Genomic DNA, 25,721 nt, shown 5'->3' on the forward strand with positions numbered 1-25,721 from the left:
CAATGAAAACTGTACAAACTGATCTGGCACCTGCCGCCATTGGGCCATATTCACAGGGGATTATCGTCAATAATTTGTTTTACAGCTCCGGCCAAATTCCGTTAACAGCGGAAGGGACCATGGTTGAAGGGGACATCCGCGAACAGGCACATCAGGTATTTAAAAATTTGCAGGCTGTTTTGGCAGCTGCTGGAGCATCTTTGAATACAGTGGTAAAAACAACAGTGTTTATCAAGGATATGAATGACTTTGCAGCTTTAAATGAAGTGTATGGAGAATACTTTACAGACCATAAACCGGCCAGATCCTGTGTTGAGGTGGCACGTTTGCCAAAGGATGCACTTGTAGAGATTGAAGTTATAGCTCTGGCAAAATAATAGAAATTTAAAATCCCGTTCCCGATGAACGGGATTTTTGAATAAATAGACGCAAATGAGATACCATTATATGTATTAAAAAGGTCATTTTTACAGTTGTTCACCAATTTGCCCTAATTTTTCTAAAAAATTTTAAAATATTAGAAGGAATCTAAAAAAATTTGTTGAATTAATTAATTTAGAATTTCATCTAAAAAAAAGGGTGTGGACAGAGTGGAAGTAACTGACGTTAGATTACGCCGCGTTAATACAGATGGACGCATGAGAGCGATTGCATCAATTACTTTGGATAATGAATTCGTAGTTCATGATATCCGTGTAATTGACGGAAACAATGGTTTATTTGTCGCTATGCCAAGTAAACGCACTCCAGACGGAGAATTTCGTGATATTGCCCATCCAATTAATTCCGGAACCCGCGGAAAAATTCAGGAATCAGTCTTGGCGGAATATCATCGTTTAGGAGAACTAGAAGTTGAATTTGAAGAAGCCGGAGCTTCCTAAGTACCTGCAACAAGGGCCTACCTCATAAGTAAGGCCTTTTTATTTTGAAAAGACCTGGATTTTAATATTCTCTTCTAAAAAGTCTAGATAACATACAAAACTCTTATCAGTAAATCTTCGCTTATTTTATACCCCGTTATACTCTATCCTAATCATCTTTTTCAAAAATCCCTCTGACAAATTAAGGGACTTGCGTTCATTCCTTGAAATGCCGGGCTATTTACGATAATATTTTTAATGGATAAAAAGGTAAATTGGAGGCCTGTTCATGTCTAAACGTTTTGCTGTTATTTTAGCCGCTGGCCAGGGTACACGGATGAAATCAAAGCTTTACAAGGTTCTACATCCGGTATGCGGTAAGCCAATGGTTCAGCATGTGGTTGATCAAATTACAAAGCTTCACATAGAGGAAATTATTACTGTTATAGGCCATGGGGCGGATTTGGTTAAATCCCAGCTTGGCGAGCAAAGCCATTATGTGTTCCAGGAACAGCAGCTGGGTACGGCGCATGCTGTTGTCCAGGCAAAGGATCTGCTTGAAGGGAAAGAAGGAATCACTCTTGTTGTATGTGGTGACACCCCTTTAATTAAAGCGGAGACTATGGAATCTCTTTTCAAACATCATGAGGAACAATCTGCTAAAGCAACAATTTTGACTGCCAGCATCGAGAATCCAACTGGTTATGGAAGGATTATCCGCGATGAGAATGGGCATGTTGAAAAAATTGTGGAACACAAGGATGCTACAGAGGCAGAGCGGAAAATTAATGAAATAAATACCGGTACTTACTGTTTTGATAATCAAGCCTTATTTAAGGCTCTTTCAAATGTTTCAAACGATAATGTCCAAGGTGAATACTATTTACCGGATGTTATTGAAATACTAAAAAAACAGGGCGATACTGTAACAGCCTTCCAGACGGATGAATTTGAAGAAACTCTTGGTGTGAATGATCGGGTAGCGCTAGCTGAAGCTGAGAGAATTATGAAAAACAGAATAAATGAGCAGCATATGCGAAATGGAGTTTCAATTGTTGATCCATCCAATACATATATTGGACCAGATGTAGTTATTGGACAGGATACCGTTCTCCTTCCGGGAACTATTTTAAAAGGAAATACCACAATAGGATCCGAGTGCATGATAGGACCTTTTTCTGAAATAGAAGACTGTGAAGTTGGGGACAACACGGTTATTCGCCAGTCTGCTGCGTTTAAAAGTTCAATAGGCTCTGAAGTAAATATCGGGCCATTTGCACATATACGCCCAGATTCTTCAATTCAGGATGAAGTTAAGATCGGTAATTTCGTGGAGATTAAGAAGGCTGTCATAGGTAAAGCAAGTAAAGCATCTCACTTAAGTTATATTGGTGATGCTGAGGTAGGAGCAGATGTTAATATTGGCTGCGGATCTATTACAGTTAATTATGATGGAAAAAATAAATTCCTGACTAAAATAGAAGATGGAGTGTTTATTGGCTGCAATTCCAATCTTGTCGCTCCTGTTACTATTGGTAAGGGTGCATATGTTGCAGCAGGCTCTACCATTACAAATAATGTGCCGGGTGAAGCATTGTCAATAGCACGTGCACGCCAGGTGAATAAAGAAAATTATGTTGAAAAGCTTAACCTGAAGAAATAAGAGAAGAATAATGGAGGCCGTCATGTCAAATCAATATTTAGATCCTAACTTAAAGGTATTCAGCCTGAACTCAAATTATCCACTGGCAGAAGAAATCGCAAAGGTAATCGGAGTGGAACTTGGAAAATGCTCTGTTACCCGTTTCAGTGATGGTGAGATTCAGATCAACATAGAAGAAAGTATCCGTGGCTGTGACGTATATGTTATTCAATCTACCAGTGCTCCGGTAAATGAAAACATTATGGAATTATTGATCATGATTGATGCCTTAAAGCGTGCATCTGCAAAAACAATTAATATTGTTATGCCGTATTATGGATATGCCCGCCAGGACCGTAAAGCACGTGCCAGGGAACCGATCACTGCAAAATTGGTGGCAAATCTGCTTGAAACAGCTGGAGCAACCCGCGTAATCTGTCTTGATTTACATGCTCCTCAAATTCAGGGATTCTTTGATATCCCAATTGACCATTTAATGGGTGTGCCTATTCTATCCGAGTACTTTAAAAACAGAGAGTTAGACGGAGACATTGTTATCGTTTCTCCTGACCATGGCGGAGTAACCAGAGCAAGAAAAATGGCAGAACGCTTAAAAGCACCAATCGCTATTATCGATAAACGCCGTCCAAGACCGAATGTCGCTGAAGTAATGAATATTGTTGGTAATATTGAAGGCAAAGTGGCCATCTTAATAGATGATATTATTGATACTGCAGGAACCATTACTCTTGCTGCTAATGCTCTTGTTGAAAATGGGGCTGCTGAAGTATATGCATGCTGTACCCATCCTGTACTGTCGGGTCCAGCAATCGACCGGATTGAAAACTCTAAAATTAAAGAATTAGTTGTTACGAATTCAATTGCACTTCCTGAAGAGAAAATAACCAGAAAGATTGTTAATCTTTCTGTTGCTCCTCTTATCGGCGAAGCAATTATCCGTGTCCACGAAGAGCAATCCGTAAGTACTCTTTTTGATTGATAAATAAGAAATATAATGTCAAAAGGGCTGTTTAAATAAACAGCCTCAGTTGGTGACAAAAGGGGTTCGGAATGCTTTATTCCGAACCCCTTTTAGATTTTATTGAAATCCCCTATTGGATTAATCATCCCTATTCACGGATTCCAGACCGTTACTTGACCGCGGCATTTCCAATTGGCCATCTTTTTTAATTCAGCGCAGCGAAAGTAAGATCGCCTTCATCGATATTTTTAATTCCCCTCAAGTTGTCCAACACATGTCAAAAGTATATTGAATAAAGGTAAGTTTAATGAGGTACCGGATCAATACTTGGGCGGCGCCCTACTTCCGAAAACACATCCTTGACTAAGTCATAAATGAAAGGGAAATCAAGGGCCGAATCTATCTTACGGACCAAATAGTCCTGAGGAACAAGCTGGTCTAATGTAACCATTTCAAGCTGATCCTTTTGAATGGAACTGTTTTTCTAAAGCACTTTCAATCCCCTCAAGCGTTATATATATCTATCTATTTTAAAATTGGCTTGGTTCTATTGCCACACCAACTTCTAAGCCCAGTGATTGGAGTGGAGGGCACGAGACTCCTCGGAAACGCTATCGCATTTCCTTCGTGCTTGGGCAATTTCAAGGGAGCTATTCAATGTCCTGCGGGATTAGCGGGTCAGGTGAGACCCCACAGGCGTGTGCGCTGAGGAGGCTCACCGCCCGCCCCGCAGAAAGCGAGTGCCTGGGAACGGAAATCAACAGGTAAGATCAATAAAGCCTATTTATTAAACAGCTTGAAGTAAGAGTTTAAAATTTACGTTTAGACAACTCTGTTTTGGGGCATTTTTTTAAAGAGGCATTATTTATAATAATTTGGTACTGCCAAACCTAAAGGTGACAGCGGAACCAACCTAGCACTTTAGTTCAGAAACAGGAAGGGGACAAACATATGACTACTGTTCTACAAGCAAAGGAACGAAAAGAGCTTCGAGGATCAGCACTAAAAAAATTAAGACAGGGTGGCAGCATTCCAGCAGTTCTTTACGGGTCAAAGGTCGAGAGTAAACCAGTTTCCATTAACTCAGCTGATCTTCTAAAAACAATTAGGGAAGTCGGACGGAATGGTGTCATTTCTCTTGATGTAGAAGGCAGCAGACAAGACGTTATTCTTACTGATTACCAGCAGGACCATATTAAAAATGAAATCGTGCACGCTGATTTCCTGGCTGTAGATAAGTCCTCCAAATTGACAGTAGACGTAACCATCGTATTAACGGGGGAAGCAGCAGGTGTCAAGGATGGCGGGGTATTGCAGCAGCCGGTTCACCAGGTTTCTGTAACAACAACTCCAGATCAGATTCCATCTAATATTGAAGTAGATGTAACAAGCCTCCAAGTGGGAGAGACAGTTACAGTCGCTGATATTCCGGTTAACGGGGAATATACAATTAACAATGAAGGGGAAGAAGTTATCGCTTCGATACTCCCTCCTAAGCAAGAAGAGGAAATCAACTCAGGTGAACAGCAGGAATCAGATCCTCCTGAGAATGAAGAAGGAAGAGAGACGCAGCCAAGTGGTGAATAGAAAAAAAGACGTAGCCTGAAAAGGTTACGTCTTTTGCAATTATCTTATATAATAAAAGAAGATATGAAAGCATGAAATTGCCCAGTATCTTCAGTTTTAAAGAAAACGCTTTTTTGTAAGCCGATGGGGTGAAACAGGTGAAATTAATCGTTGGGCTTGGAAATCCGGGCAAACAATATGCAAAAACTCGCCATAATATAGGGTTTGAGGTAATAGATGAACTTTCAAGCCGTTTTAATATCCCTCTAGATCAGTCTAAGCATAAGGGGATATATGGGATGGGTTTATATAAGGGAGAGAAAGTTCTTTTGCTAAAACCCCTTACATATATGAATTTATCCGGAGAGTCTATTCGTGCAGTGATGGATTATTATCAAATAGAGACAGAGGACCTTGTTGTTATCTATGATGATCTTGACCTGCCGGCGGGAAAAATCCGTCTCCGGCAAAAAGGAAGTCCAGGCGGTCACAATGGAATAAAATCTACTGTAGCTCACTTAGGGACACAGCAATTCAATCGGATTAGGATCGGAATTGACCGGCCTGAACCAGGTGTTTTTGTACCCGATTATGTCCTTGGAACCTTTACCAAACAGGAACAGCCTGTAATGCTAGAAGCCGTGAAACAGAGTGCCGAGGCCTGTGAAACTTGGCTTGCTAAACCATTTTTGCAGGTTATGAATGATTTTAATCAGTAATGATGAAAGGCTTTATGTCATAATATAAACTGTCTGAATAACTTCCCTACTATCTGTAAATAATATATAAAAAGTAGGATTACAGGGAGGGACAGGCATGGCCATTCATTACCATTGCCGTCATTGCGGAACAAAGATTGGTTCCATTGACCGGGTTTCCATTCATAGTGAAAGTCTTGGTTTAGATAAATTAACTGTCAATGAGAGACAGGATATGGTGTCTTACGATCATGCAGGGGATATACACGTAACATCCATTTGCGAGGATTGCCAGGAGACATTAGAACGGAACCCGGACTATCATCAATATGATTATTTAATACATTAAACGCTTTGGAAAAAGTCCAAAGCATTTTTCTGTTTATATTTTTGATTTGATTTCCAGCTTTATCATTGATTAACAGATGATAAAGCTTTTCGAGAGAGGAGGACAGCATTTGGAGGGTCTAAAAACATTATTTCTTCAGCAGGAAGATACTCGTTCTATTATTGGCGGTATAGAAGAAGGATTAAAGGAACAGTTAATTGCGGGATTATCCGGGTCGGCGAGAACACTGCTTGTTGCCTCGGTTTATAAAGAACTCAAAAGGCCAGTCCTGCTGGTTACCCACAATCTTTTACAGGCTCAAAAGGTTTTTGATGACCTTGTGAATCTATTAACCGAGCAGGAAGTATTTTTATATCCGGCAAATGAACTTATTGCTGCAGAAATGAGTATTGCTAGTCCTGAGTTAAAGGGTCAAAGAATTGAAGCTTTAAACCATTGGGGAAAGCATAAAAATGGTGTGGTTATTGTACCAATGGCCGGCCTTAGAAAAATTCTGCCGCCTAAAAACTTATGGAGCCAATACCAGCTGTCTCTAAAGCTGGGTGAAGATATTAATATAGATCGACTGCTCAAACAGCTAGTTAAAATGGGTTATAACAGGTCAGATATGGTAGCCACTCCAGGGGAGTTTAGTGTGCGGGGCGGAATAATAGACATTTATCCGTTAACGGAAACCTCTCCTATTAGAATCGAACTATTTGATACCGAAATTGATTCCATTCGTTCATTTTCGATAGAGGATCAGCGCTCCAAGGATAAAAAGAAAGAGATATTGATTGGCCCAGCTACAGAGGCGCCGCTTGAAGATAGTGACTTTGCAAGGCTGATTGGCAAATTGGAAGAAGGACTTTCCAAAAGCCTGAAAAGAGTAAGGGATGATAAAGCAAAAATCCTTCTCTCGCAAAATATAGGTTATGAAATTGAACAGCTGAAAAATGGCATAAAGCCTGACCAGATTTTTAAATATTTATCATTGGCCTATGAAAACCCAAATAGTTTGCTAGATTATCTGCCTGAGAATGGGCTTGTTTTTATGGATGAGATAAGCAGAGTTCAAGAAATGGATGTTTCACTGGAAAAAGAAGAAGCAGAATGGTATACATCATTGCTGGCTGAGGGTCATATCATCCATGATCTTTCCATTTCCCATACGCTGCCGGAACTATTGCAAAGAAAAAAACATCCAATGCTTTATCTTTCTTTATTTCTAAGACATGTATCGAATACTAATCCTCAAAATATTATTAATTTATCTTGCAGGCCAATGCAAAGTTTCCACGGCCAAATGCATTTGCTTAAGGCGGAAACAGAGCGATGGAAAAAAGGAAATTACTCTGTTGTTTTTTTAGGGCAGGACGAAGAGCGGGTAAAGAAACTGCAACGGGTGCTGGAGGATTATGAAATCGAGGCATCTATAATAAAAAATGACAGCCAAATACGTCCTGGAATATCGCAGATTATGCAGGGAAGCCTTCAAACAGGATTTGAAATGACCATTCAAAAAATTGCTGTTATCACGGAAGAGGAGCTTTTTAATAAAAAAACGAAAAAGCCATCTGCACGCCGGCAAAAACTATCAAATGCAGAAAGAATTAAAAGCTATTCCGAACTTAAAATTGGCGATTACGTTGTTCATGTTAATCACGGTATCGGTAAATATCTTGGCATTGAAACATTGCTTATAAACGGTATTCATAAAGATTATCTTCATATACGCTATCAGGGGACAGATAAGCTTTATGTCCCGGTAGAACAAATTGATCTGGTTCAAAAATATGTTGGTTCGGAAGGCAAAGAGCCCAAAATTTATAAACTGGGCGGCAGTGATTGGAAGAAAGTAAAGACGAAAGTGCAGAAATCTGTCCAGGATATTGCCGATGATCTCATTAAACTTTATGCCCAGCGTGAAGCCGCAGTTGGCTACCAGTTTTCACCTGATGGAGATATGCAAAGGGAATTTGAAACCTCATTTCCTTATCAGGAAACGGAGGACCAAATCCGCTCAATTTATGAAATTAAAAAGGATATGGAAAGAGCAAGGCCAATGGACCGTCTGCTATGCGGAGATGTTGGTTACGGAAAAACTGAAGTGGCAATCCGTGCTGCGTTTAAAGCAATTGCAGATGGAAAGCAGGTTGCCCTCCTTGTGCCGACAACTATCCTTGCTCAGCAGCATTATGAAACTATAAGAGAAAGATTCCAGGACTATCCGATTAATATAGGATTATTGAGCCGATTTAGATCGAAAAAACAGCAGACTGAAACACTAAAAGGATTAAAGGCAGGGACAGTTGATATTGTCATAGGAACACATCGTCTTTTATCCAAGGATGTTATCTATAGAGATTTAGGTTTGCTGATTATCGACGAAGAGCAGCGCTTTGGAGTTACACATAAGGAAAAGATAAAACACCTTAAGACGAATGTTGATGTACTCACCTTAACGGCTACCCCGATACCAAGGACACTTCATATGTCCATGCTTGGAGTAAGGGACCTTTCTGTTATTGAAACACCGCCGGAAAATCGCTTCCCTGTCCAGACGTATGTAATGGAATATAACGGCGGTTTGGTCCGTGAAGCCATTGAAAGGGAATTGGCCAGGGATGGCCAGGTGTACTTTTTATATAACAGAGTTGAGGATATTGAGCGAAAAGCAGAGGAAATTTCCATGCTTGTTCCCGACGCGCGTGTAACCTATGCTCATGGGCAAATGACAGAGAATGAACTCGAATCAGTAATGCTTTCTTTTTTATCAGGGGAATTTGATGTCCTAGTTAGTACGACCATTATCGAAACCGGAGTGGATATCCCAAATGTAAACACTCTTATCGTTTACGATGCTGATCGAATGGGACTTTCACAGCTTTATCAATTAAGAGGGCGTGTAGGCCGTTCAAATCGTGTAGCTTATGCCTACTTCACTTATCGGAAGGACAAGGTCCTTACAGAGGTTGCGGACAAGAGGCTCCAGGCCATAAAAGAATTTACAGAGCTTGGCTCAGGATTTAAAATCGCTATGCGGGACCTATCAATCCGCGGGGCGGGAAATTTGCTGGGAGCACAGCAGCATGGCTTTATTGATTCTGTCGGTTTTGACCTGTATTCACAAATGCTGAAGGAAGCTGTTGAAGAGAGAAAAGGTGATTTAAAAGAGGATATAAAAGCAGCAATAGAAATTGACCTTGAAATTGATGCTTATATACCAGATTCCTATATAAAAGACGGCCATCAAAAAATTGAAATGTACAAACGCTTCCGAGGTGTTCAATCTCTTGATGATGTTCAGGAGCTGCAGGAAGAAATGCTGGACCGCTTTGGGGAATATCCCGATGAAGTGTCCTATCTGTTTACAATTGCGGAAATGAAGGTTTATGCTGCTCTTGCGGGAGTGGAGTCCATTAAACAAACTAAGAACGATCTTGCCATTTTGGTAAAAGAATCGGAAAGCAATCAGGTAGATATTCAGGAAATCCATAAGTTAATCCGTCCTTATGGCAGAACAGTTGGGCCTGGAATGGACGGAAGAAGATTCAAGTTAGGCCTGCACATTAAAGGCATGGAAATCTCCCAGTGGCTTCAATTAACCTTTGAAATGGTTAAGGGCCTTTCCTATGCAAAAAAAGAAAAGACATTAAAATAAAAAATGTAATGCTTTTGTAACGTCCCAAAAGTTTCATCGGCAATACCCAGGGGTAATATTTCCAATATAGCTGCCCGTTTCAACTGGAATGTTTATCCGGTTTTGGAACATTTAACAGGAAAAGAAAAAAATACTCTATTGGTGTATAGAACTTTCAACTAGAAAAGATACTAAGTTCAAAGTTGGTGGTGATTTCTAATAAAGTTTGTCATTGCCAAAAATAAAATCATCAGATGAAAGTGAGGCAACATTGGATGAAAGCAACTGGTATTGTTCGTCGAATCGATGATTTGGGTCGTGTAGTAATCCCTAAAGAAATACGCAGAACATTACGTATCCGCGAAGGGGATCCACTAGAAATTTTCGTAGACAGGGATGGAGAAGTAATCCTTAAAAAGTACTCTCCAATCAGTGAATTAAGTGATTTTGCAAAAGAATACGCAGAAGCGTTATATGACAGCCTTGGCAATCCTATATTAATTTGTGACAGAGACACTTATATTGCTGTAGCTGGAAGCTCTAAAAAGGATTATCTAAACAAAAGCATCAGTGAACTGGTAGAAAAAACAATGGAAGACCGCAATTCAGTATTAATGAACCAGCAGGGTGATCTGGCACTTGTGGAAGGCAGTGAAGAGCCAATTTCTGCCTATACAATTGGGCCAATTATCGCAAATGGTGACCCGATTGGTGCTGTTATAATCTTTGCCAAAGAAGGTAATCTTGGTGAAGTGGAACAAAAAGCGGTTGAAACAGCAGCTGGCTTCTTAGCGAGACAGATGGAATCATAGTAATACCTCCTTGGAGGACAGGGCAGCTTAGGCTGCCTTTTTTTTTACACTGAAAAATCATGGAGGACCTTTCATGCTCGAATTTCCCCCTTGGAGAAAAAACGGTAACGAGAGGATTCACTACGTGCCGGGAGCCATCTCCATGAAATCAAAGTAGAAAAGTGATAACGAAAGTTGAACTACAGTAATGTTTCCACTATGACTGCCCCTATCCATAGATGCTTTTTTTAAGCATTCATGTAAAAAGCATAGCTTAAAGAGAGGGCATAGTTTTTTATGTGTGCCTGCATTTTACCGAGAAACAGGCGGGCATTGTGCTATAATACGGTGGAACTTATTGTAGGAAGGGGATGGGCTATGAACCCCGCAAGTCACTCGAAGGATCTATTAAAGGGCGCCTTCATTTTAATGGCAGCAGCTTTAATTACAAAAGTATTAAGTGCAGTATATCGAATACCATTTCAAAATATAGCCGGAGATGTAGGCTTTTATATTTATCAGCAGGTATACCCCTTTTATGGGATAGCGATCGTTTTGGCAACAACCGGTTTTCCTGTCGTCATATCAAAGCTGTATGCTGAATTGAGGGAAAAGAATGACCTGGCTGGAGCACGCCATTTTTTATTTATTACATATGTTTATTTACAATTATTCGGCCTTATATGTTTTTTAATTCTTTATGCCGGCTCTGATAAGATTGCCCGTTGGATGGATGACCCGCAGCTGGTTATTTTATTAAAAGTAGTATCAATTGTTTTCCTTACTTTCCCAGTTGTTGCTTTGTTAAGAGGGCTTTTCCAGGGAAATGGAGACATGTTTCCAACAGCAGTCTCACAGGTGGCGGAACAGGCAATTAGGGTTGCAACCATCTTAATATTGGCATACTTATTCATGCATAGAGGAGCTTCCCTGTATCTTGTTGGTGGAGGGGCTATGTTTGGCTCCGTTACAGGCAGCCTGGTTTCGGCCTTACTTTTATTTATGTTTTTATGGCTGAGGAAGGAAGGTCATGTTTTTTCTTTAAAAGGAGCTGGACAAAGAGGTATTTTCAGAGGAACCGGATGGATTATGAAAGCTCTGTTATTCCAGGGAATGGCTATATGTATCAGTGGCATGCTGATGATCTTTGTGCAAATGGCTGATTCCTTAAATTTATATTCCCTTTTAACCTCCAGCGGAATCGAAGCTGAGACAGCAAAGGCCTTAAAAGGTATCTTTGACAGGGGGCAGCCTTTGATTCAGCTTGGAACGGTTTTATCTACTTCTATGTCGTTATCACTGGTTCCTATTATCACCAGTGAACGATTGAAGGCAAATATCCATTTTTTAAGTGAAAAAATCAGGCTTGCTTTGCAGATCAGCCTAGTTATAGGTGTTGGTGCAACAGCTGGTCTTTGGGCTATTATTAAGCCAACCAATATAATGCTATTTGAAAATAGCAGCGGTTCTGAAGTTCTTGGAGTTTTGTCCATGGTCATTTTATTCACTTCTGTCATCTCAACCTTGACAGCTATCCTGCAGGGATTGGGGAAGATGGTATTTCCATCTGTTGTCATATTAGCATCCTTCCCCATTAAGTATCTTCTTAATGCTATACTGGTTCCCTTATTTGGGACACTGGGGGCAGCCTGGGCAACCATTATTTCAATGGCGCTCATTACCTTATTGCTCAGTGCAAATCTTCGCAAGGTTATGTCCATCAGGTTAATCTCAACCAGGTTTATTGCTGCCCTTGCTGGAGGATCCCTGATTATGATTTTGATCTTGAAGGGATATTTAGCAGCAACGAATTTTCTATATGACGTAATTGGAACGGAACGGCTTGCAGCCGCCATTCAAGCATTAAGTGCTGCAATGCTCGGAGGATTTTTATTTTTATTCGTTGTCATTCGTTCGTCAGTTTTTCGTGAAGAAGATCTTGCTTTATTTCCATTTGGAAGTAAATTAATTTTATTATTGCCAAAGGGCGACAGGAGTCAAAAATATGGAAAAAACGATTGAAATTTTGGGTTTAGGTGCGGGCGATCTCGACCAGCTCCCATTGGGCGTTTATAAAAAACTAAAAAACTCGGGCCATCTGTATTTAAGGACAAAGGAGCATCCGGTTATTGCTGACTTAGAAAAGGAGGGTCTCCAATATACCTCATTTGACTCCATCTATGAAAAGCATGACCAATTTGAGGCAGTTTACGAGGAGATTGCTTCGGTTCTCCTTGAAAAGGCGGATACCGAAAAAGTTATTTATGCTGTTCCCGGCCATCCACTTGTGGCTGAAAGAACAGTACAGCTTCTTTTAAACTATGGGCCTGAAAAAGATGTAGAGATTTTGGTTGGCGGGGGGCAAAGCTTTTTAGATGCTATTTTTCAAGCTTTAAAAATTGATCCTGTTGACGGCTTTCAGCTTTTGGACGGAACGGATCTTCAGCCATCAAATTTGCAAATTACTCAGCATATTTTTATCAGCCAGGTTTATGACCAGTTTGTCGCATCAGAGGTAAAGCTGACGCTTATGGAACGACTGCCCGATGATTATACTGTCTACATTGTTACAGCAGCGGGAAGTTCAGAAGAAGAAATTACAGCTGTGCCGCTTTATGAGCTTGATCATAAAGTGTCATTGAACAATCTGACATCGATTTATGTACCCCCTGTAAAGGATGAACAAATTCGTTTACAGGAATTTACGAAGCTTCGTGAGATTATTGCTCAGCTTAGAGGCCCGAATGGCTGTCCTTGGGATAAAGAACAAACCCATGAGTCACTGAATAAGTATTTAATAGAGGAAAGCTATGAAGTAATAGATGCAGTAAACAGCGGTGATCTTGATCATCTTGTTGAAGAGCTGGGCGATGTTCTCCTTCAGGTATTGCTAAATGCACAAATTGGAGAAGATGAGGGATACTTTTCCATTGATGATGTCATAAAGGTTTTATCGGAGAAAATGATCCGCCGCCATCCGCATGTTTTTGGCACTGTAAAAGTGGAAAACTCAGATGAGGTCCTGGCCAATTGGCAGGAAATCAAAAACCAGGAAAAGGGAGAAACGAAACCAGAAAAATCTCTGCTTGACGGGGTTTCTTTTGCGCTTCCTAATTTATTGAGGGCTTATGAGCTGCAAAAAAAAGCAGCAAAAGTAGGTTTTGACTGGAAGGAAATCGGCCCGGCATTGGAGAAGGTGAAGGAAGAGCTTCAGGAATTTGAAGAGGAACTCGTGAAAGGTGAAAGCTTTATTTCTTTAGCAAGACAAGAGTATGGCGACTTATTATTTGCTTTTGTTAATATCGCCAGGTTCTTAAAAATTCAGCCTGAAGAAGCCTTATTTGCAACAAATGAAAAGTTTGTCCGCCGTTTCAAGTTTATTGAGGAAAAAGTCAGTCAAAGCGGCAAAGGGTTTGAGGAGTATTCTTTAGAACAGCTTGACAAATATTGGGATGAAGCAAAAGCGAAGGGCCTATGAACAAACATTATAAGAAAAGAGGGGAAACAGTATGCGCTTAGATAAATTTTTAAAAGTTTCGCGATTAATTAAAAGAAGAACCCTGGCGAAGGAAGTGTCGGACCAGGGAAGAATTCAGATCAACGGAAAAGAAGCAAAAGCCAGTTCTACTGTTAAAGTAGGGGATGAGCTGACGATCCGCCTTGGACAACGGACAGTGACCGCAAGAATTGAACGCCTTCAGGAAAATTCCCGAAAGGAAGAAGCGGCAGAAATGTACACGATCGTAAGCGAAGAAAGGGCTCCAAGAGAAGAGTTTTAAAAGACACTCATCCCGATTTTTTTGAATAGAGAGACGGGACCTGCTTGTTCTAATTCCTTAACAAATCACATACAAATGTACAAAAGGGTTGTACAAAGTGATTGTGAGGGATGATAATGAGCCAGTATTATGAAACAAACACAACAAAAAGTACGGTTCCCGACCACGATGTGGTCATGCGGGGAAGAAAACTGCTCGATATAACCGGAGTGAAACAGGTCGAAAGCTTTGATAATGAGGAATTCCTGCTGGAGACAGTTATGGGCTTTCTCGCTATCAGGGGACAAAATCTTCAAATGAAAAACCTTGATGTTGATAAAGGGATTGTTTCTATTAAAGGAAAGATTTTTGATCTTGTCTATCTGGACGAGCAGCATGGGGAGAAGGCTAAAGGGTTCTTTAGCAAGTTATTCCGATGAGCCTTTCGACACAGTTTATTACCATGATTTCCATGATTGGCATGGGAGCGCTTTTTGGGGCAATGCTGGATACATACCAGCGGTTTCTAAAGCGCCCCAAACGGAAAGTATGGATTGTTTTTTTGAATGATCTGCTGTTTTGGGCCGTTCAGGCATTAATCGTTTTTTATGTTCTCTTCCTTTCTAATAAAGGAGAGCTTCGATTTTATATATTTGTGGCTCTGCTTTGTGGATTTGCGGCCTATCAAAGTTTATTAGGTTCCTTTTATCGAAAACTGCTGGAAATAGTTATTTCTGCGGCGATGGCGATCTACCGGTTTTTCAAAAACGCTATTCGCCTTTTGGTCTATAAGCCGATTGTCGGATTAATACAGCTGCTGATCGCTGCAATTTTGCTAGCGGCTCGGGGGCTTTTTGCCCTTGTAAAGATACTATTTAAGGCTATATTATTAATCTTTAAGGTCGTTTTAAAGCCCTTTGGAAAAATTCTGTTATTTTTTTGGAGGCTTTTGCCGAAATATATTAAAAAACCCGTCGAGAAGTTATATAATGGTGTGGCAGGAATTATTTTAAAAATCAAGAATTATGTTTATAGATGGTTGAACAGGTGGAAAAGTAAGAAATGAATGGAATCGGGAGGTTTGCGGGGAATGAGTGCAATACGCAACAGGCGAAAGATCGCAAAGATAGAATCACCTTATGTTAAGGAACGGGAAAACGCTGATTTAGCAACTACCCGGAATAGAAAGTTCCTGATGAGAAGGCTGGGGCTGTTCTTTGTCTTTGCCGTATTTGTTGGATATTTTATGATCTCTCAAATTCTGATTCAATCAACCGATCTTGATGGTAAATTGGCCCAAAGGGAACAGCTCAAAAAGGAATTGGCGGGCATGAAGAAACAGCAGGCCATTCTGAAAGAGGATATTGTAAAATTAAATGATGATAATTATATTGCCAAGCTTGCCAGGAAGGAATACTTTCTATCTGACAAGAATGAAATCATCTTTAATCTTCCAAAAGATACCGAGGAAAAATCAACCAACAGGTAGTCTTATTGACACTTATTTTTTCCATTCTGTATAATATGTAGTATGCATGATTTTTTATATTTTTAAGGAGGAAAAATCTTTTTATGTCAATCGAAGTAGGCAGCAAGTTACAAGGGAAAGTAACAGGGATTACTAATTTCGGAGCGTTTGTGGAGTTGCCGGATGGATCGACTGGACTTGTCCATATCAGTGAGGTCGCAGATAACTATGTTAAGGACATCAATGATCATTTAAAAGTAGGCGACCAGGTAGAAGTAAAAGTCATTAATGTGGAGAAGGATGGCAAGATTGGTTTGTCCATTAAAAAGGCAAAGGACCGTCCGGAACAGCCGAAAGCCCATTCACATTCACAACGTCCTCGTCAGGGAAGAACGAATGACAGAAATGCCAGACCTGAAAATTTCGAGTCTAAAATGGCAAAGTTCTTGAAAGATAGCGAAGATCGTTTGACTTCCTTAAAGCGCAATACAGAATCGAAACGTGGGGGAAGAGGAGCCAGACGAGGCTAACTTGCTGCTTATTTTAATTGGAAGGTTAGCAGTACTCCGTTTTTATATACGTGGAACAGGCAGGTCCGTCAGGGCGTGCCTGTTTATTTTTAGCTGATTTTTTATATCCATTAATTCTGAACGCACGACTGACAGGATAAGGCAGGCTTGGTCAGCAATAGAATCAAACGAAGGAAGAGTACCCGCTTTTCCCGAGGCAGTTCTAGTCAGGTGAAAGGCGAGTGCCTGAGGCGGAAATCTACAGGGGAATATACGAAGGTTTTCAGAAAAGTTTACAGATTCATCATAACAAAAAAACTCCAGCATCTTTTTAGATACTGGAGTTTTTCCTGCAGTTTAATAGCGGCGGAGGGGATCGAACCCCCGACCTTACGGGTATGAACCGTACGCTCTAGCCAGCTGAGCTACACCGCCAAGGTATTAACGAACAAGTTATATAATACTAAGATTAAAAAAGTATGTCAATCTATTTTTTTGCTAATCAGAATTTATATCCATAAATTCTGAACGCATAAGCAAAACTAAGGCATCCGCCAAAAAGGAATTGGCGAATGCCAAGTTTTCCTAAAAAACCTCCCTCATTCGGGAATAAACCACTTAAGTCTATGAAATCTGATAAGTGGTTGTTTCATTCCTTGGGATTTTGTTTCTTTGTGTTCTTTTCAAAAAAAACAGTCGAATAAATTATTAAGGCTTGTACGCTATTTTGACAATCTTTGAAGGCTTGTCCCTATATAATAATTTGCAATAGAGCTCGATGGGGGAGTGTTAATGGATGGAAAAGGCAGAACAGGGCTTACTGAAACCTGTGGGGGAAGTTAACTTTGAGCCAACAAGGCGGAATTTTCGATCGGGAATGAAGAAATTGAAGACTCAACTGGAATCCTTCTTCCTTAAAAAAGGATACCTGTTACTGATTCTTGGATTTTTATTGGGCAGAGCATTAATACTATCAAAGCTTACACCGTTTTGCCTGCCATTTTTTGCTGCTGTCTACATTATTAAAAAGGACCGTGCCCCTATCGCACTGGCTGGACTAGTTGCAGGCGCAGCAACAATAGGGCTTCAAAATTCTGTTGTTACATTTGGATCGGCATTCTTTTTCCTGCTGGTGTTTAGAATTTCTAAAAAGTGGCTGAATAATGAAATACGTGCCCTTCCCTTTTTTGTTAGCGGAGTCCTACTCATTAGTAAGTTAGCGGAAGCATTTATTGTCCATAAGGAATTATCGGTTTACGATGGAATGATGGCAGGAGTTCAGGCGAGCCTTGGTTTTATTTTAGTACTGATCTTTATGCAAAGCATCCCTTTAATAACATTTAATAAACGAAGACAGTCCTTAAAAACAGAAGAAATTGTGTGCCTGATTATTTTACTAGCTTCTATAATGACAGGAACAATTGGGTGGAAGGTTTACGGCCTTTCTTTAGAACATATCATGTCAAGGTATCTGGTCCTTTTGTTTTCCTATGTAGCAGGTGCCGCAGTTGGTTCTACCGTTGGAGTAGTAACCGGATTGATTTTCAGTCTTGCGAACGTATCGAGCTTTTATCATATGAGTTTACTTGCCTTTTCAGGGGTTCTGGGCGGTCTGCTTAAGGAAGGTAAAAAAATTGGTGTATCAATTGGTCTGTTTATTTCAACCCTTCTGATCGGCATGTATGGTGAGGGAGGCGGCACGCTACCAGTTACTCTTCTTGAAACCGCTGCATCTATTGCTTTATTTTTGCTTACCCCTGCTGCATTATCGGGAAGGCTGGCCAAATATATACCTGGCACTCCGGAGTATACTGCCGAGCAGCAAAAGTACATGCGGAAAATGAGGGATGTTACGGCACGCCGGGTGGCTCAGTTTTCAGATGTGTTTGAGGCTTTATCCAAAAGCTTTTCGAATGCCAGCACTCCATTATCAGAGGATGACAGTTTTAGAGAACTGGATTATTTTATGAGCAATGTTACAGAAAAGACCTGCCAGACATGTTTTAAAAAGGATCAATGCTGGACAAGGAATTTTAATACAACATATGAGTACATGGAAGATATTATGCATCAATTAGACCAAAATGATGGCACAGTCCCTCAAAGGCTGGAAAGGGAATGGGACAAATATTGTTCCCGTTCAAAGAAAGTTATTGATGCTATCCAGCAGGAGCTCACGTTTTTCCAGGCTAATCAAAAATTAAAGAAGCAGGTTTTGGAAAGCAGAAGACTTGTTGCAGATCAGCTTTTGGGAGTTTCGGAAGTAATGGGTGACTTTGCCAAGGAAATCCAAAGGGAAAGGGAAAATCATTCGAAACAGGAAGAGCAAATAATGGAGGCAATTCAGGAGTTCGGGGTTTTAATAGAGTATGTTGAAATATACAGCCTGGAACAGGGCAACGTTGATATAGATATGACCATTCCTTATCCTAATGGACATGGTGAATGTGAAAAATTAATCGCTCCAATGCTTTCAGATATATTAGGGGAAACCATTGTAGTCATTTCGGAAGAGAAATCAGAATACCCACGCGGCTTCAGCCAGGTAACCTTCCGATCTTCTAAAACCTTTACGGTTGAAACAGGGGTAGCCCATGCAGCAAAAGATGGAGGTCTTGTTTCCGGGGACAGCTATTCTACAATTGAGCTAGGCTGCGGGAAGTTCGCCATTGCGATTAGTGACGGCATGGGCAATGGGGAAAGAGCTCATTATGAAAGCAAGGAGACCCTCCAGCTCCTTCAGCAGATTCTCCAATCGGGCATTGAAGAAAGAGTGGCAATAAAATCTGTTAACTCTGTCCTCGCACTAAGAACAACAGATGAAATATTTTCTACTCTTGACCTTGCTGTAATTGATTTGCAAAATGCAGCAGCTAAATTTTTAAAAATTGGTTCAACCCCAAGTTTTATAAAAAGAGGAGGCAAGGTATTTAAAATACAGGCCAGCAACCTTCCTATGGGTATCATACAGGAGTTTGATGTTGATGTAGTCAGCGAGCAGCTTAAGGCTGGAGATTTGTTAATCATGATGAGTGATGGAGTCTTTGAAGGGCCGCGCCATGTTGAAAATTATGATTTATGGATGAAAAGAAAAATACAGGAGATTCAAACTGACGAACCACAGGAGATGGCAGATTTAATTATGGAGGAGGTTATCCGCTCAGGCTCAGGTTCTATTGAAGATGATATGACTGTTACAGTTGCGAAAATTAAACATAATACCCCGAAGTGGGCATCCATTCCAATGTATAAATTAAAAAAACAGGCTTAGAGAGGTTTAAAGACTTAATTAGATGTATGTATAAATCCTCCAGTTGACGTCGAAAATGGTAACAATTCAGTTAACGGAGGGGAATGGGAATGTACGCAGGTAAAATTCGGCAAATCTTATTAATTACGGATGGCTGTTCGAACCAGGGGGAAGACCCGATTGCAATGGCGGCGCTGGCTAAGGAGCAGGGAATTACCGTAAATGTAATAGGAGTCATTAACGAGGATCGGATAGACGAACAAGGAATGAAAGAAATTGAGGGTATTGCTTTATCAGGCGGCGGAGTTCACCAAATTGTGTATGCTCGGCAGCTTTCCCAAACAGTACAAATGGTAACAAGAAAAGCAATGACTCAAACCCTTCAGGGAGTTGTTAATCGAGAGTTAAAGCAAATCCTTGGCCGATCACAATCACTTGAAGATCTTCCGCCTGAAAAAAGGGGAGAAGTAATGGAAGTGGTAGATGAGCTGGGGGAGACTGTAAATCTTGAAGTAATGATTCTTGTTGATACTAGTGCAAGCATGAAAAGTAAACTGCCAACAGTAAAAGAAGCCCTGATTGATCTATCCTTAAGTATGGGTGCACGATCAGGAGCTAACCTATATTCTGTTTGTGTATTTCCCGGGAAAAATGGAGATGTTGAAAAATTAATGGATTGGTCGCCTAAGCTGCAGGCTTTAAGTTCTATCTTCCCTCAGCTGAGCACTGGCGGGGTTACGCCTACCGGTCCGGCTATTAAGGTAGCTTTGGCATCATTTAAACAAAAAAGATCATTAAGGAGCCTTTTGTCCGGTGATGATGAATCATCCTTTGAAGAATCCGTTTAATATCATTCCCGGCACTGTGATAACAGGGAAATGGCATAGGAAGCAGTTTAAAGTGATAAAGGAATTGGGATCCGGTGCGAACGGAACCGTTTATCTGGCACAGCATGGAAATATGCAGATTGCTTTGAAAATGAGTCAAGATGGATTGTCGGTTACTTCTGAGGCAAATGTCTTAAAATCCTTCGCAAAGGTCCAAGGGTCCGCCCTCGGGCCTTCTTTGCTCGATGTGGATGACTGGGAAAGCAGTAAGGGGCTTTTTTCATTTTATGCGATGGAATACATAGAAGGACCTGATTTACTTTCATATATTAAGCAAAAAGGCCGCGTATGGACAATGGTACTTATTCTCCAGCTTTTAAATGATTTAGCCATATTGCACGAAAAGGGATGGGTTTTTGGAGACTTGAAGCCTGATAATTTAATTGTTAAGGGTCCTCCTGCCCGGATTAGATGTATCGATGTTGGCGGAACCACTCAAATAGGAAGAGCTATAAAAGAGTTTACAGAGTTTTTTGATCGTGGTTACTGGGGACTTGGTACCAGGAAGGCTGAGCCCACTTATGATTTGTTTGCTGTAGCTATGGTATTAATTAATACAGCTTATCCAGAAAGGTTTTCCAAAACAATAGGCGAAATTGGCCAGCTCAGGGATGCAATAAGGAAAAAAACGGAGTTAACACAGATAGAGGATGTTCTATTAAAGGCACTGACAGGGAAGTTTACTTCCGCTAATGAGATGCGAAGTGAGCTTCTCCAAAAGATTTCAGGTATAGACACAGCTTCTGCTGGACAGAGGAAGGCTACCCAGCCACAGCCTGAAGGAAGAAACACTACTCCTTCCGGATCGCCGGCTGGAATGTCACGCACAGCCCTAAAACAACAAAGGCAAAGCTCTGTAAGACAGGCAAAACCGAAAAAACAGAAGAAACGCAGGGTATGGATGGAAACCTTCTTTATTTTCCTTGCTGTTTCCTTTTTATATTTTTTCTACATATTATTTAAAGTTATTTGAAACTTTTTTTGCTCCAATTCGTATGAAAGTAGCGAAAGTTTAATTCAACATCCAAAATCTAAGCTCAGCCTTTGAAGCTCTCCTTTTAAAAGTGGTAAGCTATTTAAAAACAAAGTACGTGTATTTATCTGTTATTACGGGTAAAGAGGTATTCCAAAAGGAAGAGTGAAGATGTTAGAAACAAAAGTTGAAGCCTTTTTGAGTCACCATTCCTTTTCCCTCGAAGATAAAAAAATAGTAGTCGGAGTTTCCGGAGGTCCAGATTCCCTTGCGCTGCTCCATTACTTGTTGAGGCAAAAGGAGAAGCAGAACATTACTATTGTAGCTGCACATGTGGATCATATGTTTCGCGGAGAAGAATCATTCGAGGATGCCATGTTTGTAAAGAGTTTTTGTGAAGAAAATGAAATACCTTTTGAGATGGCACGGATTAACATTCCGGAAATGATGGAAAGAACGGGCAAAAGCTCTCAGGTCGCTGCCAGAGAGGCCAGGTATGATTTCTTTAATGAAGTAATGGAAAGGTATGGTTTTAAATTATTGGCGCTTGCCCATCATGGGGACGATCAAATAGAAACTATGCTGATGCGGTTTACACGAGGAAGTTCCGGTAAAGCCCGAGCAGGTATCCCTTTTTTAAGACCTTTTCATAAAGGGTGTATTTTCCGCCCCTTTTTGAGTATGACTAAAAAGGAGATAGAGGAGTATTGCAGGATAAATGATCTCGAGCCGAGACTAGACCCCAGCAATTTGAAAGAGGTTTACAGCCGCAATCGATTCCGCAAGCATGTCCTTCCATTTCTGAAGTCGGAAAACAGACAGGTTCATGAACATTTTCAGCGTCTAAGTGAAGATTTACAGACGGATGAAAACTACCTTCAGGAATTAACGGCGGAGAAAATGAATAGAGTAATCATTAAAAGAGTTAATAGCCAAGTTTCCATTGATACTAATGTATTCCGGGATATGCCAATGCCTTTACAAAGAAGAGGTATTCAACTAATATTAAAATATCTTTACAAAAGAAGGCCCGAGTCGCTTTCCGCTATACATATTGATCAGATTTACTCCCTGATTTATAGCTCCAATCCTTCAGGGAAACTCGATCTTCCTGGCGGATTAAAAGTTGTTCGGTCCTACAGCGATTGCCTTTTTCAATTTGATTTGCAAAGCCATGATAAATACAGGCTGGAACTAACTGAACCTGGTTCTGTTTATCTGCCTGATGGCAGCAGCATAACATTAGAAATTGTCGATCATATGTCACCATTTTTAACTGAATGTGGTGCTTTTTTTAACATAAAGAACCTGGAATGGCCAATTGTTATCCGAAACAGGGAAAATGGAGACAAGATGTCGTTAAAAGGGATGTCCGGTTCAAAGAAAGTAAAGGATATCTTTATTAACAGTAAAGTCCCCATTTCTTTAAGGGATATATGGCCGGTAATTACCAATGGCAAGGGAGAAATCCTTTGGCTCCCAGGTTTGAAAAAATCAGCGCTTGAGGGCATAAGCCAGGCAGCTGAGCACTATGTACTGCTTACTTTTAAAAGCAACTATCTTCTAGGGGGCACATGGAATGATGAAAGATGATATTAAAGAAGTTCTGTTTAGTGAGGAGGAGCTTCAGGCAAAAATCAAAGATCTGGCTGCGCAGTTAACAGAAGAATATAAGGACCGTTTCCCGCTTGCTGTCGGAGTATTAAAAGGTGCGATGCCTTTTATGGGTGATTTGTTAAAACGAATGGACTGTTATCTTGAAATGGATTTTATGGATGTTTCCAGCTATGGACATTCGACCGTATCATCTGGTGAGGTTAAAATTCTAAAGGATCTCGATACTTCTGTTGAAGGAAGAGACCTGCTTATTATTGAAGATATAATTGACAGTGGCTTAACATTAAGTTATCTTGTTGATTTGTTTAAATACCGTAAAGCTAAGTCAATTAAAATTGTTACTCTGCTTGACAAGCCAACCGGCCGAAAAAGCAATATTGAAGCAGATTATGTCGGGTTTATTGTGCCGAATGAATTCGTTGTCGGCTATGGACTTGATTATATTGAAAAATACCGAAACCTTCCATATATTGGTGTTTTAAAGCCGGAAGTGTACTCGAATAATAATGACTAAGCTGTTGTACTAATACTTAATTGGGATAATTAAAGCGCCTCAGTTAAATAAGAGCCAATTTCTTGAATTGGAATGATTTACTATGATACTATTTAATATAGTTTGTTGACCGTGGGAGGAGGTAAGGGATGAATCGGATTTTCCGTAATACCATCTTTTATTTATTGATATTCTTAGTCATAATTGGCGTGGTTAGTTTCTTTAATGGAAATAATCAGCCTACCGATAATATATCCTATAGCAAGTTTGTGCAGCATATTGAAAAAGGGGATGTTTCATCGGTTTCCCTTCAGCCAGAGCGTGGTGTTTACGAGGTAAGAGGCCAGCTCGAGGGCTATCCGAAGGATAAGTATTTTCTGACTTATATGCCCAATAACGAAACAATGCTTAATCGAATTGAAAAAGCAGTTCCAGATACAAAAGTTGATGTCTTGCCGGCAAAAGAAACAAGCGGCTGGGTAACCTTCTTTACATCAATCATTCCATTCGTGATTATTTTTATTCTTTTCTTCTTCCTATTAAATCAGGCGCAGGGCGGCGGCAGCCGTGTTATGAACTTTGGCAAAAGCAAAGCAAAGCTTTATAACGAAGATAAGAAAAAAGTTCGCTTCAGAGATGTAGCGGGTGCGGATGAAGAAAAACAGGAATTGGTAGAGGTTGTAGAATTCCTGAAAGATCCACGGAAATTCGCCGAGCTCGGAGCAAGAATTCCTAAAGGGGTTCTTCTAGTAGGACCTCCAGGAACGGGTAAAACATTGCTGGCTCGTGCGGTTGCAGGAGAAGCTGGTGTACCGTTCTTCTCGATAAGTGGTTCTGATTTTGTTGAAATGTTTGTCGGTGTCGGTGCTTCCCGTGTCCGTGACCTTTTTGAAACAGCAAAAAAGAATGCTCCTTGTATCATTTTTATCGATGAAATTGACGCAGTAGGACGTCAGCGTGGCGCAGGCCTCGGCGGCGGACATGATGAGCGTGAACAGACTTTGAACCAGCTGCTTGTAGAAATGGATGGATTTGGGGCTAATGAAGGAATTATTATTGTCGCGGCAACAAACCGCCCAGATATCCTTGATCCCGCATTATTGCGTCCGGGACGTTTTGACAGACAAATTACAGTAGATCGTCCGGATGTAACTGGCCGTGAAGCTGTATTAAAAGTTCATGCACGCAACAAACCGCTTGATGAATCAGTTGATTTAAAAAGCATTGCAATGCGTACTCCAGGCTTTTCTGGTGCAGATCTTGAAAATCTTCTGAACGAAGCAGCACTAGTAGCAGCAAGGCAAAATAAGAAAAAGATTGAAATTGAAGATTTGGATGAGGCAACTGACCGCGTTATAGCAGGTCCGGCTAAAAAGAGCCGCGTTATCTCCAAAAAAGAACGTAATATTGTGGCATTCCATGAAGCTGGTCATACAGTAATTGGTTTAATACTTAATGAAGCTGATATGGTTCATAAAGTAACCATTGTTCCTCGTGGCCAGGCAGGCGGCTATGCTGTTATGCTTCCTAGGGAAGACCGCTATTTCATGACAAAGCCTGAATTACTTGATAAAATTGTCGGCCTTCTTGGTGGTCGTGTTTCGGAAGAAATTGTGTTTGGTGAAGTAAGTACCGGTGCACATAATGACTTCCAGCGCGCAACAGGCATTGCAAGAAAAATGGTAACTGAATACGGTATGAGTGATAAGCTTGGACCGCTTCAATTCGGGCAAGCCCAGGGTCAGGTTTTCCTTGGCAGGGATATTAATAATGAGCAGAATTACTCTGATGCCATTGCTTATGAAATTGACCTTGAAATTCAGCGTATTATTAAGGAATCTTACGAAAGAGCCAAGAAGATCCTTAATGAAAATCGCGAGAAACTTGATTTAATTGCGAATACACTTCTTGATGTTGAAACACTTGATGCTGAACAAATTAATTATCTTGTGGAAAACGGTGTTTTGCCTGACAGAACATCCCCTGACTATAAAAAATCCCTTGGATTAAAAAAGTCAGATGATGTGAAGGTAAATATCACAACAAAAAAAGATGATGAAGGTCCTCAGGCAATAGGTGAGAACCGCCCGTCGGACATCCTAAATGCTGATGATTCTGATCCAAATCGAAATGTATAATTGAAACCTTTACAAAAAGAGCATCCAAAGGATGCTCTTTTTTGTCGGTTAGGAAATTATAGATTTTCACCTTGTGGAAAACTCCGAACAAGGTTATTGTAATCCAGCTCCAGCGCCC

The 25,721-nt window shown here is 40.5% G+C and carries 22 protein-coding genes, 1 tRNA gene and 1 pseudogene; 22 read left to right on the forward strand and 2 right to left on the reverse strand.

The window, feature by feature from the left end:
- Positions 1–2: 2 nt before the first annotated feature.
- From G8761_RS23355 to G8761_RS23370, 4 genes are all read left to right on the forward strand, one after another.
- On the forward strand, positions 3–377 hold the full coding sequence (locus G8761_RS23355; RefSeq protein ID WP_166030352.1) for a RidA family protein: 375 nt from the start codon (positions 3–5) through the stop codon (positions 375–377).
- Positions 378–590: 213 nt separating this feature from the next.
- Positions 591–881, forward strand: a complete 291-nt coding sequence (gene spoVG / locus G8761_RS23360) for a septation regulator SpoVG (RefSeq protein ID WP_166030353.1) — start codon at positions 591–593, stop codon at positions 879–881.
- A 268-nt stretch (positions 882–1,149) separates the two neighbouring features.
- The gene (gene glmU, locus G8761_RS23365) at positions 1,150–2,523 is read left to right on the forward strand and encodes a bifunctional UDP-N-acetylglucosamine diphosphorylase/glucosamine-1-phosphate N-acetyltransferase GlmU (protein ID WP_166030354.1); all 1,374 of its coding nucleotides are present in this window, start codon (positions 1,150–1,152) and stop codon (positions 2,521–2,523) included.
- Positions 2,524–2,545: 22 nt separating this feature from the next.
- On the forward strand, positions 2,546–3,502 hold the full coding sequence (locus tag G8761_RS23370; protein ID WP_166030355.1) for a ribose-phosphate diphosphokinase: 957 nt from the start codon (positions 2,546–2,548) through the stop codon (positions 3,500–3,502).
- A 261-nt stretch (positions 3,503–3,763) separates the two neighbouring features.
- On the opposite strand, the pseudogene G8761_RS23375 reads toward G8761_RS23370, so the two are convergent.
- A pseudogene (locus G8761_RS23375) lies at positions 3,764–3,935 on the reverse strand (transposase); the annotation flags it as partial.
- Positions 3,936–4,435: 500 nt separating this feature from the next.
- Between G8761_RS23375 and G8761_RS23380 the strand changes: the two are divergent.
- From G8761_RS23380 to G8761_RS23435, 12 genes are all read left to right on the forward strand, one after another.
- A complete protein-coding gene (locus G8761_RS23380; RefSeq protein ID WP_166030356.1) occupies positions 4,436–5,071 on the forward strand; it encodes a 50S ribosomal protein L25/general stress protein Ctc in 636 nt (211 codons plus the stop codon).
- Positions 5,072–5,208: 137 nt separating this feature from the next.
- A complete protein-coding gene (gene pth, locus G8761_RS23385; protein ID WP_166030357.1) occupies positions 5,209–5,769 on the forward strand; it encodes an aminoacyl-tRNA hydrolase in 561 nt (186 codons plus the stop codon).
- A 97-nt stretch (positions 5,770–5,866) separates the two neighbouring features.
- Entirely contained in the window at positions 5,867–6,097 is a 231-nt protein-coding gene (locus G8761_RS23390; RefSeq protein WP_166030358.1) for an anti-sigma-F factor Fin, read from the forward strand.
- Positions 6,098–6,206: 109 nt separating this feature from the next.
- Positions 6,207–9,740, forward strand: coding sequence for a transcription-repair coupling factor (gene mfd, locus G8761_RS23395; RefSeq protein ID WP_166030359.1), 3,534 nt, complete (start codon positions 6,207–6,209; stop codon positions 9,738–9,740).
- Positions 9,741–9,994: 254 nt separating this feature from the next.
- Entirely contained in the window at positions 9,995–10,531 is a 537-nt protein-coding gene (gene spoVT / locus G8761_RS23400; RefSeq protein WP_166030360.1) for a stage V sporulation protein T, read from the forward strand.
- 357 nt (positions 10,532–10,888) lie between these two features.
- Positions 10,889–12,532, forward strand: a complete 1,644-nt coding sequence (locus G8761_RS23405) for a putative polysaccharide biosynthesis protein (RefSeq protein WP_166030361.1) — start codon at positions 10,889–10,891, stop codon at positions 12,530–12,532.
- Positions 12,516–13,988: a bifunctional methyltransferase/pyrophosphohydrolase YabN gene (yabN, locus tag G8761_RS23410; RefSeq protein ID WP_166030362.1), complete on the forward strand. Its 1,473-nt coding sequence runs from the start codon at positions 12,516–12,518 to the stop codon at positions 13,986–13,988. Before G8761_RS23405 ends, yabN begins: the two co-directional genes overlap by 17 nt.
- Positions 13,989–14,019: 31 nt before the next feature.
- Entirely contained in the window at positions 14,020–14,289 is a 270-nt protein-coding gene (locus tag G8761_RS23415) for an RNA-binding S4 domain-containing protein (protein WP_166030363.1), read from the forward strand.
- A gap of 116 nt (positions 14,290–14,405) precedes the next feature.
- Positions 14,406–14,708, forward strand: coding sequence for a sporulation protein YabP (gene yabP / locus G8761_RS23420; RefSeq protein WP_166030364.1), 303 nt, complete (start codon positions 14,406–14,408; stop codon positions 14,706–14,708).
- A complete protein-coding gene (gene yabQ / locus G8761_RS23425) occupies positions 14,705–15,334 on the forward strand; it encodes a spore cortex biosynthesis protein YabQ (RefSeq protein ID WP_166030365.1) in 630 nt (209 codons plus the stop codon). Before yabP ends, yabQ begins: the two co-directional genes overlap by 4 nt.
- 24 nt (positions 15,335–15,358) lie before the next feature.
- Positions 15,359–15,757 carry an FtsB family cell division protein gene (locus G8761_RS23430; protein ID WP_166030366.1) on the forward strand — a complete coding sequence of 133 codons (399 nt, stop codon included), beginning with the start codon at positions 15,359–15,361 and terminating at the stop codon, positions 15,755–15,757.
- 83 nt (positions 15,758–15,840) lie between these two features.
- Entirely contained in the window at positions 15,841–16,266 is a 426-nt protein-coding gene (locus tag G8761_RS23435) for a S1 domain-containing RNA-binding protein (RefSeq protein WP_166030367.1), read from the forward strand.
- Between the two features lie 340 nt (positions 16,267–16,606).
- Here the strand turns inward: G8761_RS23435 and G8761_RS23440 are convergent.
- A tRNA-Met gene (locus tag G8761_RS23440) sits at positions 16,607–16,680 on the reverse strand.
- Positions 16,681–17,041: 361 nt separating this feature from the next.
- Between G8761_RS23440 and spoIIE the strand changes: the two genes are divergently transcribed.
- The 6 genes from spoIIE (at position 17,042) to ftsH (ending at position 25,603) form a co-directional block, all read left to right on the forward strand.
- Positions 17,042–19,516 (forward strand): stage II sporulation protein E, encoded by a 2,475-nt coding sequence (gene spoIIE, locus G8761_RS23445; protein WP_166030368.1) that lies wholly within the window; start codon positions 17,042–17,044, stop codon positions 19,514–19,516.
- Positions 19,517–19,605: 89 nt separating this feature from the next.
- Positions 19,606–20,343: a VWA domain-containing protein gene (locus G8761_RS23450; RefSeq protein ID WP_166030369.1), complete on the forward strand. Its 738-nt coding sequence runs from the start codon at positions 19,606–19,608 to the stop codon at positions 20,341–20,343.
- A complete protein-coding gene (locus G8761_RS23455; RefSeq protein ID WP_166030374.1) occupies positions 20,312–21,355 on the forward strand; it encodes a serine/threonine protein kinase in 1,044 nt (347 codons plus the stop codon). Before G8761_RS23450 ends, G8761_RS23455 begins: the two co-directional genes overlap by 32 nt.
- 171 nt (positions 21,356–21,526) lie before the next feature.
- The gene (gene tilS / locus G8761_RS23460; protein WP_166030370.1) at positions 21,527–22,948 is read left to right on the forward strand and encodes a tRNA lysidine(34) synthetase TilS; all 1,422 of its coding nucleotides are present in this window, start codon (positions 21,527–21,529) and stop codon (positions 22,946–22,948) included.
- Positions 22,938–23,486 carry a hypoxanthine phosphoribosyltransferase gene (gene hpt / locus G8761_RS23465; RefSeq protein WP_420800280.1) on the forward strand — a complete coding sequence of 183 codons (549 nt, stop codon included), beginning with the start codon at positions 22,938–22,940 and terminating at the stop codon, positions 23,484–23,486. Before tilS ends, hpt begins: the two co-directional genes overlap by 11 nt.
- Positions 23,487–23,614: 128 nt before the next feature.
- Positions 23,615–25,603: an ATP-dependent zinc metalloprotease FtsH gene (ftsH, locus tag G8761_RS23470; RefSeq protein WP_166030372.1), complete on the forward strand. Its 1,989-nt coding sequence runs from the start codon at positions 23,615–23,617 to the stop codon at positions 25,601–25,603.
- Positions 25,604–25,721 lie beyond the last annotated feature (118 nt).

Source organism: Neobacillus terrae (assembly GCF_011393025.1).
GTDB classification, from domain to species: domain Bacteria; phylum Bacillota; class Bacilli; order Bacillales; family Cytobacillaceae; genus Neobacillus_A; species Neobacillus_A terrae.